Origin of the sequence: Rubellimicrobium aerolatum, from assembly GCF_017872975.1 — a bacterium.
Taxonomy (GTDB): Bacteria; Pseudomonadota; Alphaproteobacteria; order Rhodobacterales; family Rhodobacteraceae; genus Rubellimicrobium; species Rubellimicrobium aerolatum.
On record NZ_JAGGJP010000017.1, the window covers coordinates 36,001 to 54,518 of the forward strand.

Sequence of the window (18,518 nt, forward strand, 5' to 3'; positions counted from 1 at the left end):
CTGCGACAACCGCCCGCAAGGGGCGCGTGCCGCTTGATGCGCGGGGCGCGAGGCTGTATGTGACGCGACCATGACACGCGTGTTCGACATGGGCGACCGGGACAGGCTCCCCTGGCGGTTCTTCGGAGCCACCCACGGCATTCGCGCGCAGCTTTGACGCTGACGCCGCGCCGCTGGGCGCGACCCTGAACCCCTTCCCGTCACGACACCCTGCCAGGAGCGGACCCATGTCCCCCAACCCCTCCAAGCCCCGCACCCTCTACGACAAGATCTGGGACGCCCACCTTGTCCACGAGCAGCCGGATGGCACCTGCCTGCTCTATATCGACCGCCACCTCGTCCACGAGGTGACCTCGCCCCAGGCCTTCGAGGGGCTGCGGATGACCGGCCGCAAGGTCCGCGCGCCCGAGAAGACCATCGCCGTGCCCGACCACAACGTGCCCACCACGGCGGGACGCGACCTGCACATCGACAACGAGGAATCCCGCATCCAGGTCGATGCTCTGGACAGGAACGCCAAGGACTTCGGGATCAACTACTATCCCGTGTCCGACATCCGGCAGGGGATCGTCCACATCGTCGGGCCCGAGCAGGGCTGGACGCTGCCCGGCATGACCGTCGTGTGCGGCGACTCGCACACCGCGACGCACGGGGCCTTCGGGGCGCTGGCGCACGGGATCGGCACCTCGGAGGTCGAGCACGTGCTCGCCACGCAGACGCTGATCCAGAAGAAGTCCAAGAACATGAAGGTGGAGATCACCGGGTCGCTGCGGCCGGGCGTCACCGCCAAGGACATCACGCTGTCGGTCATCGGCGCGACCGGCACGGCGGGCGGCACCGGCTACGTCATCGAATATTGCGGGCAGGCGATCCGCGAGCTGTCCATGGAAGGCCGCATGACGGTCTGCAACATGGCCATCGAGGGCGGCGCGCGGGCGGGCCTGATCGCGCCGGACGAGAAGACCTTCGAGTATGTCCGTGGCCGTCCCCACGCGCCCAAGGCCGCCCAGTGGGAGGCCGCGCTGAACTGGTGGAAGACGCTCTACACCGACGAGGGCGCGCAGTTCGACAAGGTCGTGACCATCCGGGGCGAGGACATCGCCCCCGTCGTGACCTGGGGCACCTCCCCCGAGGACGTGCTGCCGATCACCGGCGTCGTGCCCTCGCCCGAGGACTTCACTGGGGGCAAAGTCGAGGCCGCGCGGCGGTCGCTGGACTACATGGGCCTCCAGCCCGGCCAGCGCTTGCAGGACATCCAGATCGACACGGTCTTCATCGGCTCGTGCACCAACGGCCGGATCGAGGACCTGCGCGCCGCCGCCGCGATCCTCAAGGGCAAGACGATCAAGCCCGGCCTGCGCGCCATGGTCGTCCCCGGCTCGGGCCTCGTGCGCGCCCAGGCCGAGGAGGAAGGGCTCGCGAGGATCTTCATCGACGCGGGCTTCGAATGGCGGCTGGCGGGCTGCTCCATGTGCCTTGCGATGAACCCCGACCAGCTCGCCCCCGGCGAGCGATGCGTGTCCACGTCGAACCGCAACTTCGAAGGCCGTCAGGGCCGGGGCGGGCGCACCCACCTCGCGAGCCCCGCGATGGCGGCGGCGGCGGCGCTGACCGGTCGGCTGACCGACGTGCGCGAGATCATGGCCCAAGAGCCCGAGCTGGCCTGAGGAGAGGCGACGATGGACAAGTTCACCCACCTGAGCGGCATCGCCGCGCCCATGCCGCTCGTCAACATCGACACGGACATGATCATCCCCAAGCAGTTCCTGAAGACCATCAAGCGGTCGGGGCTGGGGAAGAACCTGTTCGACGAGATGCGCTTCAACCAGGACGGCACCGAGGTCGCGGACTTCGTGCTGAACCGCCCGGCCTATCGCGCCGCCACGATCCTTGTCGCGGGCGACAACTTCGGCTGCGGCTCGTCGCGCGAGCACGCGCCTTGGGCGCTGGCCGACTTCGGCATCCGCTGCGTGATCTCCACGAGCTTCGCGGACATCTTCTTCAACAACTGCTTCAAGAACGGCATCCTGCCGATCGTGCTGCCCGAGGCCGACCGCGACCTCTGCATGAGGGACGCCGAGAAGGGCGCGAACGCCCGCATCGAGGTGGATCTGGAAGCGCAGACGATCACCCTGTCCGACGGGCAGGCGATCCGCTTCGAGATCGACCCGTTCCGCAAGCATTGCCTGCTGAACGGGCTCGACGACATCGGCCTGACGATGGAAAAGGCAGGATCCATCGCCGCCTTCGAGACGCAGGCCTTGCAGTCGCGCCCCTGGGTCTGACCGGCCGGCGGCCCGGCGTCGTCGGGCCGCGCATCCCGGCGCCGTGGCAAAGTGGCCACGTCACGTCCCGGCTCGCATCGAGTGGCAACCTCCAGTTGATTTTCCGAATCGGGCTGCCGTAAAGCTCGGAGCAGGCGAATCGACACGGGTCCGATGTCGCGCGCCGCGCTCCCAGGCATCGGGGCCGCGGGCGCGCGGCCGCGACCCCTCAGGATGGACGGGCGATGATCTCACGCGTTGCCGGGTCGCGAGTTCCCTTCGCGGCGCTTCGTGCGATGGTCATGGCGGCGCTGGCCCTCCTGCCGCACCTCCTTCTTGGCGACGGTAGCCCCGGGGGGCGTCAGCTCGCCGGCCTGTCGGCCTTGATCCTGGCGCTGTTCGTGTTCAGCGAATACGCCAGCCGGTCTCCGATCCTCGTCGAGTTCCGGGATGCCCGTCCCTACAACCGAATCCGCGTCGTCGCCGTCCTGTCCGCCCTGATCCTGGTCTGCCTGGCCATCCGGCACGACCTGTGGCCCGAGTCCTCGCCCGGTCTGACCTTGCAACTCGGGGCGGCCTGGGGCGACCTGCCCGGGTCGCCGGTGCGGCTCCTGGCCCGGACCATGCCCGAGCCGGCCGATCCGGTCCTGGCGCGGACCGTCCTCGACGCGGCGGCGATGGCCTATGGCGTGTCGTTGCTGATGGTCGTGGCTTTCGCCCTCGCGATCCGCCTCGGACAGTGGCCGGGGCGCTCGGCCTTCAACGTCTGGATCAACCTGCCGCAGTTCGATCCCACCGCCGGTGGCGACCTCGTGGGACGGCTGCGGCGCGACGCGCAGGTTAACCTGATCTTAGGACTTCTGCTGCCATGGTTGGCGCCATTGGCCGCCGACCTGCTGGCGGCGCCCTTCGAGGGTGCGGCCCTGCGGGAGCCGGTGGCGCTGGTCTGGACGGTGATGGCATGGGCCTTCATTCCGGCGAGCCTCGCGATGCGGGGGCTCGCGCTTCATCGACTGGCAGCGCTGATCGCCGCCCACCGCGCCCGGCTGCGTCAGGCCGGCGTGCTGCCGCAGGCCATCTAGGACTCCTCGTCCTCCTTCTCGCGGCGGTCCTGGCCCCGCCCCTGCGGGCCGAGCCGCTGCGCGTCGCGACATGGGCCGCCGACCTGAGCCGGGACGGCCCCGGCCTCCTCCTGCGCGACATCCTCAAGGGCGAGGACCCGGGCGTCGCGGGGGTCGTGGCGGTCCTGTCCGCCGCGCGGCCGGACGTGCTGCTCCTCACCGACATGGACTGGGACGGCGACGGGGCCGCCCTGGGCGCCTTGGCCGAGAGGCTGGCCGCGCAGGGACTCGACTATCCCTACCGTCTGGCCCTGCCGGGGAACGCCGGGCTCGATTCGGGCCTGGACCTCGACGGCGATGGCCGCCTCGGCGGGCCCGGCGACGCGCAGGGCTGGGGGCGCTTCGCCGGGGAGGGCGGGCTCGCGCTGCTGTCGCGCTGGCCGCTGGGCGAGGCGCGGGACCTGTCCTCCCTGCTCTGGCGCGACCTGCCGGGCGCGCGCCTGCCCGAGCGGGACGGCCAACCCTTCCCGTCCGAGGCCGCGCGGGCCGCGCAGCGCCTGTCCGCCACCGGCCATTGGGTCGTTCCGGTCGAAACGCCGGCCGGGCCCGCCACCCTGCTGGCCTGGTCGGCGGCCCCGCCCATCGGCGATGGCCCGGAGCGCCGCAACGCCCTGCGAAACGCCGACGAGCTGGCGCTCTGGTCGAGGCTCCTCGACGGCGATCTGGGGCCGGTGCCGGCGGGCATCGTGATCCTCGGCAACGCCAACCTCGACCCGGCGGACGGGGCGGGCCTGCGGGCCGAGATGACGGCGCTCCTGGCCGACCCGCGTCTCCGGGACCCCCGTCCTGCCAGCGACGGCGCGCGGGACGCCGCCGATCCGGGCCACTCGGGTGACCCGAGGCTCGACACCGTGGACTGGCCCGAGGAGGAGGGCGGGCCGGGGAACCTGCGGGTGTCCTATGTCCTGCCCGCGGCGGAGTGGCGGACGCTCGGTTCGGGCGTGGTTTGGCCTCGCCCTGGCGGGCCGCTGGCCGCCGAGGCGGAGGCGGCGGGCCCTCATCGGCTGGTCTGGGTGGACATCGACCGCTGAGCCGGCCCGGCCCTCGGGGAACTCGCTCGGCCAAACTCCACCCATGCCGACGGCGTTGACAGGCGCGTGATCGCTCAGGTTGCGCGGGTATCTTGGCGCTCCTCCCGTGGCGGTGCTATTCTGGATCCCGGATGGACGGGCGGCGAGGCCGGCCCGGCCCGGACCCCCCCAAGCCAGGAGGAATCCCATGGGCGGCACCGCTGATCCCGTCATCGCGTCCCCCAGCGGGAACGCCTGGATCGACGGCATCCTCTACGACCAGGCCTGGTCGTCGGGCGCCGGGACGACCACGCAGATCAGCGTCTACATCGCCGGACGGGGCGGTGCCGAGAGCGTCGGCCCCGACGCCGCCGAGGTGACTGCCGGCCCGCCCGGCAGCCGCGAGGTCGCCGCGATGCGGACCGCCATGGCCGCCATCGAGGAGGTCTGCAACCTGCGCTTTCGCGAGGTGGGCCGGGCCGGCGATGCCGACGTGGTCTGGGCCAGCGTCGGGCAGGCGGATGCGGGCGGGGCCGGGGTGCTGGGCTACGCCTACCTGCCGGGCACCGCCTGGAGCCCGGCGTCCGGCGACAGCCAGAGCCTCATCGCGCTCAACCACGACGCCTACGCGGCGGGCGGCGGCGCGCTGGCCCCGGGAGGCTACGACTTCTGCACCGTCATGCACGAGCTGGGCCATGCCCTGGGCCTGTCCCACACGCACGACGACGGCCCCGGAGGCGACGGCACGCCGGCCCTCCCGGGCGTCGATGGCCCCTGGGACTTGGGCGATGGGCTGATGAACCAGGGCGTCTTCACGATGATGGGCTACAACGACGGCTGGCCGGCCGGGCCCGAGGGGGAGCCGTCCGGCATCACCTCCGGCTACCAGTCCGGGCCCATGGCGCTCGACATCGCCGCCCTGCAATTCCTCTACGGCGTCAACGCCGCGATCCGGACGGGGAGCGACCTCTACAGGCTTCCGGCGGCGGATGTCGCGGGCACCGGCTACGCCTGCCTCTGGGACGGGGGCGGCGCCGACCGCCTTGTCGGCGCCGCGAGCCGGGCCAACACCATCGACCTGCGCGCGGCGAGCCCGGATCAGGCGCCCGGCGGCTTCGTCTCCCATGCCAAGGGCGTGCACGGCGGCGTCACCATCGCCGCTGGCGTGGTGATCGAGAACGCCTCGGGCGGCGGTCAGGGCGACCACCTGTCCGGCAACCAGGCCGCCAACAACCTCCGCGGCCTGGGGGGCGACGACACGCTCCTGGGCCGGGAGGGGCGGGACTACCTCGAAGGCGGGGACGGGGCCGACCGTCTCCTCGGCGAGGGCGGGGACGACCGGCTCCTCGGAGGCGGCGGAGCGGATCGGCTGTCGGGCGGGGCGGGCCGCGATCTCTTCGTGTTCCTCGCCGCCTCGGACAGCCGCGACCGCGCGACCTGCGACCATGTGGAGAACTTCGCGGCCGGTGTGGACCGCCTTGACCTGTCGGCCCTCGGTGGCGGGGACCTGCGACTCGACACGGGGGGCGGCCTCGCCCAGGGCGAGCTGCGCCAGACCGTCTCGGGCTCCAGCCTGGTCCTGCGGGCCAGCCTCGACGACCAGCCAGGGCTCGACTTCCACCTGGTCCTCGACGGCGTGGCCGCGCCTCTCGCCGCCTCCGACTTCCTGCTCTGATCCGCCCCGCTTGACCCCGGGTCCCCCCGGGGCTACGCCCCGCCGCGACCATCCCAGCGGAGCGCGCATCATGGCCCACGACCTTCTCCTCCTCGCCGGCGACGGCATCGGCCCCGAAGTCATGGCGGAGGTGAAGAAGGTCGTTGGCTGGTTCAACGCGAACGGCATGGCCTTCGCCGTCGAGGAGGATCTCGTCGGCGGCTGCGCCTACGACGCCCATGGGCAGGCGGTGTCGGACGCGACCATGGACAAGGCGTTGAAGGCCGACGCCGTGCTGTTGGGCGCGGTGGGCGGCCCGAAGTGGGACAAGGTGCCTTACGAGGTGCGCCCCGAGGCCGGGCTCCTGCGCCTGCGGAAAGATCTGGAGCTCTTCGCCAACCTCCGCCCCGCCAAGTGCTTCGACGCGCTGGCCGACTTCTCCTCGCTCAAGCGCGAGCTGGTGGAGGGGCTCGACATCCTTATCGTGCGCGAGCTGACGGGCGGCGTCTACTTCGGCGAGCCCAAGGAGATTCGCGACCTCGGCAACGGCCAGAAGCGCGCTATCGACACCCAGGTCTACGACACCTACGAGATCGAGCGCATCGCGGCGGTCGCCTTCGACCTCGCCCGCGTCCGCGACAAGCGCGTCTGCTCCATGGAGAAGCGGAACGTGATGCGGTCGGGCGTGCTCTGGAACGAGGTCGTCACCCAGGTCCACAAGGATCGTTACAGCGATGTTCAGCTCTCCCATATGCTCGCCGACGCGGGCGGGATGCAGCTCGTCCGCGCGCCCAAGCAGTTCGACGTGATCGTGACGGACAACCTCTTCGGCGACATGCTGTCGGACGTGGCGGCGATGCTGACCGGCTCGCTCGGGATGCTGCCCTCGGCCTCGCTGGGCGCACCGGACGCGGTGACCGGCCGTCGTCGTGCCCTCTACGAGCCCGTGCACGGCTCGGCTCCCGACATCGCCGGGCAGGGCAAGGCCAACCCGATCGCCTGCATCCTGAGCTTCGCCATGGCGCTGCGCTACTCCTTCGACGCCGGCGAGGCGGCGGACCGGCTGGAGCGGGCGGTCGAGACGGTGCTCGCCGACGGGGTCCGCACCGGCGACCTGCTCGGCCCGGCCGGTGGGGCTGCGGTGAGCACATCGGCCATGGGCGATGCGATTGTTGCAGCCCTTGATGGGAACGCGCGCTGATCCGCCCAGGACCGGGTTGACCCGTCCCGATTCGCGGCCCTAAAGCGGGGGTCGGGCGCGACAGGCCGCGCCCGAGAGGGCCCCATGTCACAGAACGCGAAGGGAGCGATGCTGGCGCTCCTGGCCTTCGGCATCTACGCGACCAGTGATGCCGTGGTGAAACTGCTGGGGGAGGACTACTCGCCATTCCAGCTCGTCTTCTTCTCGACGCTGTTCTCCTTCCCCCTCGCCATGGGAATGATCCTGCACGACCCCAACCCGGGGACGCTCCGCCCGGTCCATCCCGGCTGGGTGGCGCTCCGCTCGGCGGCGACGGTGCTCTCGGGGCTTTCGGCCTTCTACGCTTTCTCGGTGCTGCCCCTGGCGCAGGTTTACGCGCTCTGCTTCGCACAGCCGCTGCTCATCACGCTGCTCGCCATCCCGGTCCTGGGCGAGAGGGTGCGGCTGCGCCGCGCCTTGGCGGTGCTGGCGGGGCTCGCGGGCGTCATGGTGGTCCTGCGCCCCGGCTCGGCCGAGCTGAGCCTCGGCCACCTCGCCGCGCTCTCGGCTGCGGTCTTCGGCGCGGTGGCCTCGGTGATCGTCCGCAAGGTCGGCGCGCGGGAACGGCCGGTCGTCCTGCTCCTCTACCCGATGTTCGCCAACCTCGCGGTGACGCTCCTGTTCATTCCGTCGGTCTACCGCCCGATGGAGGCCGAGCACCTGGGCCTGATCGCCTTCCAGGCCTTCCTGGCCTGGCTCGCCGGGGTGGTCATCATCGCCGCCTACAAGGTGGGCATGGCAGTGGTGGTGGCGCCCATGCAGTATGTCCAGATCCTATTCGCGGCCTTCTTCGGCTATGCCTTCTTCGAGGAGAGCATCGACAAGATGACGGCCGTGGGCGCGGCCATCATCATCGCCTCGGGGCTCTACATCGTCCTGCGCGAGGACAGCCCCGGCATCTCGCGCAGTCGGCCCGTGCTCAGCAGCCGCCTCCGCCCGGACACCGGCATCGGCCCGCGCCCGTTCGGGCTCCAGCGCCTGCTGCCTCGTCGCGCCCGTCCCGCCCCCAACGCCACCCCCTGCGAGTGAGCGGCGAAACGGGCGAAGGGCTCTTGCAAAGCGCCGCCGCGCGGGATACCTCGCGCGTCGTCGGAGTGTAGCGCAGCCTGGTAGCGCACCTGCTTCGGGAGCAGGGGGTCGGAGGTTCGAATCCTCTCACTCCGACCATTTTCCCCAGAAGATCAGCCAGGAACGGCGAAGGGCGCGAGCCTCTCCCAGTCGAAGGCGACCCCCGTGCCGGGCTCATCCGGCGCGACCGCGTGCAGCCGTTCGTGGACAAGCGGCCGCGTCGTGTAGCGGTCGATCGGGAAGCTGTGCACCTCGACCCAGCCCGCGTTCGGCTGCGCGCCGACAAGGCTCACGTGAAGCTCCTGCATCCCGTGGCTGCACACCGGGAGGCCATGCGCCGCGCAGAGCCGCGCCACCCGCAGCCAACCGGTGATCCCGCCGCAGTTCGAGGCGTCGGGCTGGAGGAACGATAGCCGCGCCCGGTCCACCGCGTGTTCGAACTCGTGGATCGTGTGCAGGTTCTCGCCCATCGCCAGCGGCACCCCCGTTGCCTCGGCGATGCGGGCATGGCCGTCGTAGTCGTCGGGGATCGTCGGCTCCTCGAACCACAGCAGGTCCAGGGGCGCGAAGGCCCGCGCCGCCTCTATGGCCTGCGGAACCGACATCGAATAGTTGGCGTCCACCGCGAAAATTCGATCCGACCCCAGGATCTCCCGCACTCCTTCCGCCCGCCGCACGTCGTCGGCCAGGTCCGGGCGTCCCACCTTGATCTTCACCGCTTCGAAGCCTTCGGCGAGGTAGCCCCGAACGTTGTCCATCAGCTTCTCGTAGGGAAAGTTCAGGTCGATGGCCCCCCGGTAGACGCGCGAGCGGTTCGACGCGCCCCCCGCCATGCGCCAGAGCGGCTGGCCCGCGGTCTTTCCCTTGAGGTCCCACAGCGCCACGTCGATGGCCGAGATGGCAAAGCTCGCGATCCCCCCGCGCGCCACGTAGTGCACCCGCCACTGCATCGCGTCGTTCAGCGCCTCGATGCCGTCCGGGTCCTGCCCCAGCAGGAAGGGCCGCAGGTCATGGAGCACCATCGCCAGGATCGCCCGCCCTCCGAGGCCGCCGGTGTAGGTGTAGCCCGTCCCCTCCCGCCCCTCCGAGTCGCGGACCGTCACGGTCACCAGCTCGAAATGCGTGTGGTCGCCGTGCTTGGCGTCCGACATGACCTCGGGAAGCGGCACGCGGAACAGGCGGGCCTGGAGGTCGATGATCCGGCTCATGGCTCAGGCCCTCGCGGCGGCCCGCCCGAGGCGGACCTGCAACAGGATGACGACGAGGAGGAACGTCCCCCGGATCACCGACTGCCAGTAGGCCGACAGCGAGATGACCCCGAGCCCGTTCTCGAAGTTGAGGAGGTTGAACACCAGCCCGAACAGCAGCGCCCCCGCTACCGTCGCCGGCACCGACCCCATGCCCCCGGTCAGCAGCGTCCCGCCCACGACGACCGAGGCGATGGCGGCCAGCTCCCAGCCCTGGCCCTCCAACGGCTGCCCCGCACCGTAGCCCGAGGCAAGGAACACCCCCGCGAGCCCCGCGCAGGCCCCCGAGAAGAGGTAGGCGAACACCAGCGCCCGCCCGGTCTTGAGGCCCATCAGGTGCGCCGCCTCGGCGTTGTCGCCCACCGCCAGCACCGTTCGCCCGAGCGAGGTCCGCTCCAGCACGTGCCACGCGACCAGCACCACCAGGAGGGCGGCGACGATGGTCCAGGGGACCAGCGCCCCGATCTTGTTCATGCCGAGCGCCGTGAAGTCCGAGGTCCAGTCCACCGTCACCGCCTGCCGGTCCGACACGACCAGGGAGGTGCCTCGCGCTGCCAGCATCGTCGCCAGCGTCGCCATGAAGGGCGGCAGCCGCAGCCCGACGATCAGCCCCGCGTTGATCGCGCCCGCCATCAGGCCAGTCGCCACCCCCGCGGGCAGCGCCACCGCCAGCCCCCGCGCGCTCAGCAGCGCCGCCACGACGCTCGCCAGCGCCGCGACCGCCCCCACCGACAGGTCGATTCCCCCCGTCATGATGACGAGGCACATCCCCACCGAGACCAGCACGAACATGGAGTTGTATTGCAGGAACGACGAGACGTTGTAGGCCGACAGGAAGTTGTCGTAGCGCCAGGCCCCGAACAGGATCAGGAGCCCGAGCGCCACCCAGACCGTCAGGTGCGTCCCCTCGCCCAGGGGCCGCGTGAAGCGGCGGAGGTTCAGGTCGAGAGAGGTCATAGGCGCCTCCGGTTGTCCTGAAGGTAGACGGCCACGATGATGATCCCCGCCGTGACGATGAGAGTCGCCTCGTCCGGCACGCCGTTGGCGATCAGCGTGTAGCCCACGAGCTGGATGAACACCGCGCCGAGCAGCGTCCCTAGCACCGGCGCGCGCCCCCCCGACAGCGCCGCCCCGCCGACCACGGCGGCGGCGATGGCATCGAGCTCCATCAGGTTGCCCACCCGCGCCGCGTCCGAGGCCGAGTTGATCGCCACGTCGATCAGCCCGGCGAGCCCCGCGAGCAGCGAACAGATGGCATAAGTCGCGATCTTCACCCGCGCCACCGGTGTCCCGGCCAGCGCCGCCGCCTTCTCGTTGCCGCCCACCGACAAGAGATAGCGCCCGTAGATCGTCCGCCGCACCACCAGCGCCACGACCAGCGTGAGCGCCAGCGCGATCCAGCCCTGCACCGGCAGCCCCAGCACCCGGCCCGTCCCCAGCCAGCCAAAGCCGGGGTTCGAGAAGGTCTGGAGGTTCCCGTTCGTCAACACCTGCGCCACCCCGCGCCCCGAGATGAACAGGATCAGCGTGGCGATGATCGGCTGCACGCCCAGAAGGCTGACGAGCGCCCCGTTGAACAGCCCGCAGGCCATCGCGACCAGCAAGGGCACGGCAATCGCCGCCGCGAGTCCCAGCCCCGGATTCGCGAGGCCCCAGGCGCTTCCGAAGATCAGCGGCGCCAGCGCCCCCGCCACCGCCATGACCGCGCCCACCGACAGGTCCACGCCGCCGGTGGCGATCACCAGCGTCATCCCCAGCGCCACGATGGCGACCGTCGCCACCTGACTTACGTTCACCGCCAGCGTCTGAACCGCCAGGAAGTTCGGCGTCATCGCCACGTTCAGCAGGACCAGCGCCACCAGCACCGCCACCAGCCCCAGGAAGCGCCGGTTCGCCCGCGACCGGCGCGGGGCAGGGGCCTCGCCCACTCCCCCCATGGGCCGGGTCAGGCTTTCCGGGCTCATTCCGCCGCCTCCGCCACCGTCTCCTCGGGCGGCTCGGCGATGGCGTGGATCAGCGCCGCCTCGGTCACGCCGGGGTTCTCCAGCCGCCGCACCGACCGGCCTTCCTGCAGGACGATTATGCCATGCGCCCCCTCAATCAACTCCTCGAACTCCGAGGAGATGAGCAGCACCGCGCAGCCCTCCTCCACACGCTTGCGGATGATGGCCTGGATCTCCAGCTTCGCTCCCACGTCCACTCCCCGCGTGGGCTCGTCGAGGATGAGAAGGCGCGGCTCCAGCGCCAGCCACCGGCCCAGCAGGACCTTCTGCTGGTTGCCCCCCGATAACTCGCGGATGGGCTGGTCCATGTCGGCGGCGCGGATGCCCAGCGCCGCGATGAAGCCCTCGACGATCCGCCGCTCCCGCGCCTCGTCCACGATCCCCAGTCGCGACAGCCGGGGCAGGAGCGCGAGCGTCAGGTTCTCCCGCACCGACAGGTCCGGGACGATCCCCTCGGCCTTGCGGTCCTCGCTCAGGTAGGCGAGCCCCGCGTCGATGGCCTCGCGCGCCGACCCGATCCGCGCCGCGCGCCCGCCGATCTCCAGCGTTCCGCCCGTCACGCGGTCGAGCCCGAAGATCGCCCGCGCCGCCTCGGTCCGCCCCGAGCCGAGCAGCCCCGCGAGCCCCACGATCTCCCCCGCCCGCACCGTGAGGTCGAGCCGCCGCAGCCGTCGATCCGACGACAGTCTCCGCGCCTCCAGGAACACCTCGCCCCCCGTCGTCCGCTCGGCCCGCAGCCGCGTGCGCCCCGCCGCCCGGATCTCCTCGGGGTCGCGCCCCAGCATCCCGGCGATCAGGTCGAGCTTCGTCGTTTCGGCAATCCTCTGCTCGCCCACCGTGCGGCCGTCGCGCATGATGGTCACGCCATCGCAGACCTGGAACAGCTCGTCGAGGAAGTGGCTGACGTAGAGGATCGAGGTGCCCCGGTCGCGCAGGGACCGGATCACCCCGAACAGCACCTCCACCTCCCGCTCGTCGAGCGACGAGGTGGGCTCGTCCATGATGAGCAACCGCGCTTCCATCGACGCCGCCCGCCCGATGGCCACGAGCTGCTGGATGGCGGTCGGGTAGGCACCCAGCGGCCGCCGCAGGTCCAGATCGATCCCGAATCGCCCCAGCACCTCGCGCGCCCGCGCCTCGGCGGCCCGCCAGTCGATCGACCCCCAGCGGGTGCGCGGCTCGTAGCCCAGCACGATGTTCTCGGTCACCGTCCGCTGCGGGACCAGCGTCAGTTCCTGGTAGATGGTGGCGATCCCCGCCCCCTGCGCGTCGCGGGGCGAGCGCAGCTCCACCGGCCGGCCCTGCCACAGCACCTCGCCCGCGTCGCGGCGATACACCCCCGTCAGGATATTGATGAGCGTCGACTTTCCCGCCCCGTTCTGGCCCACCAGCGCATGGACCTCGCCGGGCTGGATGGTCAGCGAGGCGTCGCGCAGCGCCGGCACGCCCGCGAAAGCCTTCTGGACGCCGGTCATGCGGAGAAGAGGCTCGGCCATGCGCGGCACCTCCTGCGGGAAGGCGGGCGCCGCGCGACGGCGGCGCCCGGAGTTGGGCGTCCGACCTTGGGGCCGGACGCCGCGACGGGGCTCAATAGGCCTCGTCGATGTGCTCGGCGGCGTTCTCGGCGGTGAAGATGCGATCCTCCACCTTCACCCAGGGCTCGATGGTCTCGCCCGCCGCATACCGCTTCATCGTCTCGCAGGAGAGCGGCCCGAAGAACGGCGAGGACTCCACCGTCACCGCCATCTTGCCGTCGATGATTGCCTGCAGCGCGTCGCGGGTGCCGTCGATGGACACGACCATGACGTCCTGCCCTGGCGTGCGCCCCGCTGCCTCCAATGCCTGGATCGCGCCGATCGCCATCTCGTCGTTGTGGGCGTAGACGATGTTCACGTCCGGGTGCGCCTGGAGCAGCGTCTCCATGACCCGCCGCCCCTCGTCCCGCGCGAAATCGCCGGTGCGGGACTCGAGGATCTGGAACTTGTCGTTGCCCGCAACGGCCTCGTCGAAGCCGCGCTTGCGGTCGTTCGCGGGCGAGGAGCCCGTGGTGCCCTCGAGCTGGATGATGAGGCCCTGCTCGCCCTCGAAGTTCTCCATCATGTACTCGGCGGCCCGCCGCCCCTGGTCCACGAAGTCGGACCCGAGGAAGGCCACGTAGTCCCGCCCCGCCTGCGCCACGTTCGGATCTACCGAGCGATCCACGAGGAAGACGGGGATTCCCGCCGCCTTGGCGCGCATCACGGCGGGGATCAGCGGGCTTTCCTCGCGTGGGGGCAGGAACAGCACGTCGATCCCCTGTGCGATCATCGAATCCACGTCCGCCACCTGCTTGGCGGCCGATCCGCCCGCGTCGGTGACGATCAGGTTCCAGCCGCAGCTTGCGGCGGTGTCCTGGAAGCTCTTGGTCTCGGCGATGCGCCAGGGGTTGTTGGACTCGCTCTGGGCGAAGCCCACCGTATAGCTGTCCTTCTGTTCCAGCGGCGGCAGGTCCTGCGCCTGCACGAGGCTTCCGAGCCCCAGCACGGCGAAGGCGGTGGCCCCCAGCAGACTACGTCTCTTCATCCTTGCTCCTCCCGGTTGCGCCACCGTCCTCCCGATGGCTTCACGCTCCGGGCCCGTTGCTCAGGCCCAGTTCACGTACATGGTCTTCTTGCGGAGATACCCGTCGAAGCCCCATTTCCCGTCCTCGCCGCCCAGGCCCGACAGGCCCCAGCCGGTGTGGAAGCCCTGCACCAGCTCCCCGTTGGTGCGGTTGCAGTAGATCTCGCCGAAGTGCAGCCCCTCGGCCGCCTGGAACACCCGCCGCAGGTTCCGGCTCCAGACATAGGCCGACAGCCCGTAACCCGTGTCGTTGGCGAGGCTCAGCCCCTCCTCGAAGGACCCGATCCGCCGCGCGGCCACCACCGGCCCGAACACCTCGTCCCGCATCACCGGCAGGTCGTCCGAGCGCACTTCCAGAACCGTCGGCGCCATGAAGTGTCCGTGCGCGTAGCGCCCCTCCGTCAGAGGCCCGCCGCGCAGCAGCACCTCTGCCCCGGCCTCGATGGAGGCCGCCGTCATCGCCTCGACCTTCTCGACCTCGCCCCCCGAAACCTTGGGGCCGAGGTCGGGATCCTCCATCCCCGGCCCGATGCTCAGCGCACGGGCGGCGGCGACGAAACGCTCCAGGAACTCGTCCGCGATGGCCTCGTGCAGGTACATCCGCTCGTTGCAGGTGCAGATCTGCCCGCAGTTGGAGAATCGCGCGGCCACCGCCGCCTCCACCGCCCGGCCGATGTCGGCGTCCTCCATCACGATGAAGGGGGCCTTGCCACCCAGCTCCAGCCGCAGGTTCTTGATGCCCGCCGCTCCTGTCGCGTAGATCTCCCGCCCCGCCCGCGTGGACCCGGTCATCGTCGTCATGTCCGCCCCCTCGACCAGCGCGCGGCCGACGTTGCGCCCGTCCCCGGTGACGACGTTGAACACGCCGGGCGGCAGCCCCACCCGCTCCGCCAGCGCGGCGAGAGCGAGGCCCGAGAGCGGCGTGAACTCGTGCGCCTTGAGCACGAAGGCGTTCCCCGCCACCAGCGCCGGCCCCAGCTTCCGCGTGGCCAGCGCGGACGGATAGTTCCACGCCGTCAGTCCCGCCACGACCCCATGGGGCAGGCGACGGATCCACACCTCCTCCTCCGGCGAATCCGATGGCAGGATCTCGCCCTCGATCCGCCGCGCCCATTCGGCGGCGTAGCGCAGGAAGGTCTCGGTCGCGCCGATCTCGCCCCGCGCCTGGCCCAGGGGCTTGCCCTGCTCCAGCACCACGATACGCGCCAGCGACTCGGCCTCCGCGCGCACGGCATCGGCCAGCGCCAGCACCGCCCGCCCGCGCTCCACCGCCGGGACGCGCGCCCAGGCGGGTTGCGCGCGCCGCGCCGCCTCCAGAGCCTCCTCGGCGTGGGAGCGGGTCCCGCGCGGCGCAGTGGCGACGACGCGCCCCGTGGCCGGGTCCTCCACCTCGTCCACCCCAAGGCCCGACGGGTCCGCCCAGGCGCCATCAATGAACATCCGCGCCGCAAAGGGCCGCCCGTCGGCGATCAGGGAAAGCAGGTCGTCCAGCACCAGCGCATCGCCTTTGGTATGACCAAACCTACCTTATCAGGGCGCAAGTCTCGTCCTCCGTCAAGCACTGTTTCAGGCGCCTCCTTTATTCTGCGCCTGCAAAGGACCTCGATCACGGCGTGCAACTTCCGTTTGCGCCTCGATCAACGGCCGATATAGTCATACCAGATCAGGCTGGACTCCCTCCGCATGACCGACGCCGCTGCCCTCCGCCCCGACACCCGCGCCGCCGACGCCGTCGTGCGCGAGCTGGAGGCGCGCATCGCCTCGGGGGCGCTGCCGGACGGCGCCCATCTCCCGCCCGAGCGCGACCTCATCGACACCTACGGCGTCAGCCGCACCGTCGTGCGCGAGGCCGTGGCCCGCCTCGCCAGCCGCGGCCTCGTGGAAAGTCGCCCCCGCCACCGCCCCGTCGTGCGCCGCCCCGGCGTGGACGCCGCGCTCGCCGCCGCCGGGGGGGTGGTCGGCCACCTCCTGCGCGAATCGGGTGGCGTGAAGAACCTCTACGACACCCGCATCCTGCTGGAGGGCGCGCTCGTCCGCCACGCCGCGCTCCAGGCGCGCAAGGCCGATGTTGCCGCGCTGGCCCGCGCGCTGGCCGAGAACGAGGCCGCCATCCCCGACAGCGACCGCTTCTACGCGACCGACGTGGCCTTCCACGCCGTGCTCTACGAGATCCCCCGGAACCCGATCCTTCCGGCGGTCCACAAGGCCTTCACCGCCTGGCTGGCCGAGCACTGGCGCAAGATGCCCCGCTCGCCCGAGCGCAACCGCGTCAACTTCCTGCGTCACCGCGACATCCTGCTCGCGATCCAGGACCGCGATCCTGACGCCGCCGAGGCCGCGCTCGCCTCGCATCTCAACGCCGCCTGGGAATACGTGCGCGGCACCTTCGAGGGGCCCTGAGCCATGTCGAGGGACGAACACGACTACATCGTCGTCGGCGGGGGCGCGGCGGGCTGCGTCGCCGCCGCGCGGCTGGTGAATCCCGGCGGACATCGGGTGCTGTTGCTCGAAGGCGGCTACTCCCACCGTCACCCGCTCCTCGACATGCCGCCGGGCATCTTCCGCATGATCAACGGCAGCAAGTTCATGCACTACCACACCACGCCCCCGCAGGAGCACCTGGGCGGCCGCGCCCACGACATCCCGCAGGGCAACGTCCTGGGCGGCGGCACGAGCGTCAACGCGCAGGTCTACATGCGCGGCCGCCCTTCGGACTACGAGGCGTGGAACGAGGTCCTGCGCGGCAGCAACGACGGCGCCGACTGGTCCTGGCCCGCCGTCCTCCACCACATGAGACGGATGGAGGACAACAACCGCCTCCACAACGACCTGCACGCCGTGGACGGCCCGCTGCAGGTCTCCGATCCCGGCCACGTCGACCAGATGAGCCGTTGGTTCGTCCAGGCCGTGCAGGCCCTGGGCGAGCCCTTCAACCCCGACTTCAACGGCGCGTCCCAGCGCGGCGTCGGCTTCTACCAGTTCATGAACCGCCACGGGAAACGGTCCTCGGCCGCCTACGCCTTCATCGCGCCGCTGGAAACGAACCCGCGCCTGACCCTGCGCCTCGAAGCCCGAGCCGAGCGCGTCCTGATCGAGAACGGCCGCGCCACGGGCGTCGTCTGGCGCGACAAGTCCGGGCAGGAGCATCGCTCCTATGCCCGCGCCGAGGTCATCCTCGCGGCCGGCGCGCTCATCACCCCCAAGCTCCTGATGTTGTCCGGCATCGGCCCGGCCTCCCACCTGCGCGAGTTCGGGCTGCCCGTCCTGCACGACGCGCCCGGCGTCGGTCGCAACCTCGTGGACCATCCCGAGGTGCCGATCATCTCGGTCGCCAACGGGAAGTACGGCTACTTCAACCAGGGCAAGGGCTGGCGGATGGTCCTGAACGGCCTTCAGTTCAAGCTGTTCGGAACGGGCCGCATCCTCTCGGCGGGGGTGGAGGCCGGGGCCTTCGTCAACCCGACCGACCCCACGGCCGAGCCCACGATCCAGGCCTTCTGCGTTCCCATCGTCTATCTCGACCGCGACCTTCTCAAGGTCATGCGGGACACCCACGGCATGACCATCACCACCGTCGTCGTGAAGCCGAAATCGCGCGGCTGGGTCCGCCTCCGTTCCGCCGACCCCGCCGACAGGCCGATCGTCTCGCCCAACCTCCTCAAGGACCCCGCCGACCTGCGCGCCATGATCGACGGCCAGCGCTTCTTCCTCCGCGCCTTCCAGACCGAGCCGCTGGCCTCGCGCATACAGGGGATCAAGTTCCCCGACCCGGCGCGGCTCGACGACGACAGCCTCGCCGCCCATTGCCGCCGGATGGTGAAGACCAACTACCACCCCGCCGGCACCGCCCGGATGGGCGCGGACGGCGACCCCCTCGCGGTGCTCGACGCCCGGATGCGGGTGCGCGGGATCGAGGGGCTGCGCGTCGCGGACATGAGCGCCTGCCCCGACATCAACGCCGGCAATACGACGGCCCCCGCGCTGATGCTGGGCTCGCGCTGCGCCGACTTCGCCATGGGGCTGGAGTGAGGCCGAACCGGCCCCGCATCCGGCCGCTGGGGAGGGGCGCCGGACGGCGCCCCTTTTCCTATCCCCGGTCGCCCGGCGTCGGCCCCGCGTGGTCGCTCCGCGCGCGGGCCGGCCGCTCGTCCGCCGGCGCGGGCCGGTCGTCCCATCGGTCCGACAGGATGCGCGCCGCGTCGCCCTTGGGGTCCTCGTACTGCCGGTGCCGCAGCGTCCAGACAAAGGCCCCGAGCCCCAGGAGACCCAGGCCCAAGCTCACCGGCACGAGGTAGATCAGCACGTCCATC

Annotated in this window: 15 protein-coding genes, 1 tRNA gene and 1 pseudogene; 10 read left to right on the forward strand and 7 right to left on the reverse strand. The window is 71.1% G+C overall.

From position 1 onward, the window contains the following. Positions 1-227 precede the first annotated feature (227 nt). From leuC to J2Z33_RS15255, 8 genes are all read left to right on the forward strand, one after another. Positions 228-1,667 carry a 3-isopropylmalate dehydratase large subunit gene (gene leuC / locus J2Z33_RS15225; protein WP_209842611.1) on the forward strand — a complete coding sequence of 480 codons (1,440 nt, stop codon included), beginning with the start codon at positions 228-230 and terminating at the stop codon, positions 1,665-1,667. 12 nt (positions 1,668-1,679) lie between these two features. Next, the gene (gene leuD, locus J2Z33_RS15230; protein ID WP_209842614.1) at positions 1,680-2,285 is read left to right on the forward strand and encodes a 3-isopropylmalate dehydratase small subunit; all 606 of its coding nucleotides are present in this window, start codon (positions 1,680-1,682) and stop codon (positions 2,283-2,285) included. 224 nt (positions 2,286-2,509) lie between these two features. Continuing rightward, on the forward strand, positions 2,510-3,346 hold the full coding sequence (locus J2Z33_RS18530) for a hypothetical protein (RefSeq protein WP_245218900.1): 837 nt from the start codon (positions 2,510-2,512) through the stop codon (positions 3,344-3,346). Between the two features lie 119 nt (positions 3,347-3,465). Next, entirely contained in the window at positions 3,466-4,416 is a 951-nt protein-coding gene (locus J2Z33_RS15235; RefSeq protein ID WP_342454207.1) for an endonuclease/exonuclease/phosphatase family protein, read from the forward strand. Positions 4,417-4,603: 187 nt separating this feature from the next. Continuing rightward, a complete protein-coding gene (locus J2Z33_RS15240; RefSeq protein ID WP_209842617.1) occupies positions 4,604-6,070 on the forward strand; it encodes a M10 family metallopeptidase in 1,467 nt (488 codons plus the stop codon). A gap of 70 nt (positions 6,071-6,140) precedes the next feature. Further along, complete coding sequence (gene leuB, locus J2Z33_RS15245) at positions 6,141-7,250, forward strand: 3-isopropylmalate dehydrogenase (protein WP_209842619.1); 1,110 nt, start codon at positions 6,141-6,143, stop codon at positions 7,248-7,250. An 84-nt stretch (positions 7,251-7,334) separates the two neighbouring features. Beyond that, positions 7,335-8,318, forward strand: a complete 984-nt coding sequence (locus J2Z33_RS15250) for a DMT family transporter (RefSeq protein WP_209842621.1) — start codon at positions 7,335-7,337, stop codon at positions 8,316-8,318. Positions 8,319-8,379: 61 nt separating this feature from the next. Continuing rightward, positions 8,380-8,456 (forward strand) — tRNA-Pro (locus J2Z33_RS15255). Positions 8,457-8,470: 14 nt separating this feature from the next. Here J2Z33_RS15255 and J2Z33_RS15260 read toward each other — a convergent pair. The 6 genes from J2Z33_RS15260 to J2Z33_RS15285 form a co-directional block, all read right to left on the reverse strand. Next, complete coding sequence (locus tag J2Z33_RS15260; RefSeq protein ID WP_209842623.1) at positions 8,471-9,565, reverse strand: mandelate racemase/muconate lactonizing enzyme family protein; 1,095 nt, start codon at positions 9,563-9,565, stop codon at positions 8,471-8,473. Between the two features lie 3 nt (positions 9,566-9,568). Next, complete coding sequence (locus J2Z33_RS15265) at positions 9,569-10,561, reverse strand: ABC transporter permease (protein WP_209842625.1); 993 nt, start codon at positions 10,559-10,561, stop codon at positions 9,569-9,571. Next, positions 10,558-11,568 (reverse strand): ABC transporter permease, encoded by a 1,011-nt coding sequence (locus tag J2Z33_RS15270; protein ID WP_245218901.1) that lies wholly within the window; start codon positions 11,566-11,568, stop codon positions 10,558-10,560. Before J2Z33_RS15270 ends, J2Z33_RS15265 begins: the two co-directional genes overlap by 4 nt. Continuing rightward, positions 11,565-13,103: a sugar ABC transporter ATP-binding protein gene (locus J2Z33_RS15275; RefSeq protein ID WP_245218902.1), complete on the reverse strand. Its 1,539-nt coding sequence runs from the start codon at positions 13,101-13,103 to the stop codon at positions 11,565-11,567. Before J2Z33_RS15275 ends, J2Z33_RS15270 begins: the two co-directional genes overlap by 4 nt. Before the next feature lie 91 nt (positions 13,104-13,194). Then, positions 13,195-14,169, reverse strand: a complete 975-nt coding sequence (locus J2Z33_RS15280) for an ABC transporter substrate-binding protein (protein WP_209842627.1) — start codon at positions 14,167-14,169, stop codon at positions 13,195-13,197. Positions 14,170-14,229: 60 nt separating this feature from the next. After that, a complete protein-coding gene (locus tag J2Z33_RS15285) occupies positions 14,230-15,702 on the reverse strand; it encodes an aldehyde dehydrogenase family protein (protein WP_342454206.1) in 1,473 nt (490 codons plus the stop codon). 189 nt (positions 15,703-15,891) lie between these two features. Between J2Z33_RS15285 and J2Z33_RS15290 the strand changes: the two genes are divergently transcribed. Together J2Z33_RS15290 and J2Z33_RS15295 are read left to right on the forward strand one after the other, a co-directional pair. Further along, complete coding sequence (locus tag J2Z33_RS15290) at positions 15,892-16,608, forward strand: FCD domain-containing protein (RefSeq protein ID WP_209842629.1); 717 nt, start codon at positions 15,892-15,894, stop codon at positions 16,606-16,608. A 3-nt stretch (positions 16,609-16,611) separates the two neighbouring features. After that, a complete protein-coding gene (locus J2Z33_RS15295; RefSeq protein WP_209842631.1) occupies positions 16,612-18,237 on the forward strand; it encodes a GMC family oxidoreductase in 1,626 nt (541 codons plus the stop codon). A gap of 124 nt (positions 18,238-18,361) precedes the next feature. Here the strand turns inward: J2Z33_RS15295 and ccoS are convergent. Beyond that, positions 18,362-18,517 (reverse strand): annotated as a pseudogene (gene ccoS / locus J2Z33_RS15300) (cbb3-type cytochrome oxidase assembly protein CcoS); the annotation flags it as partial. Position 18,518 lies beyond the last annotated feature (1 nt).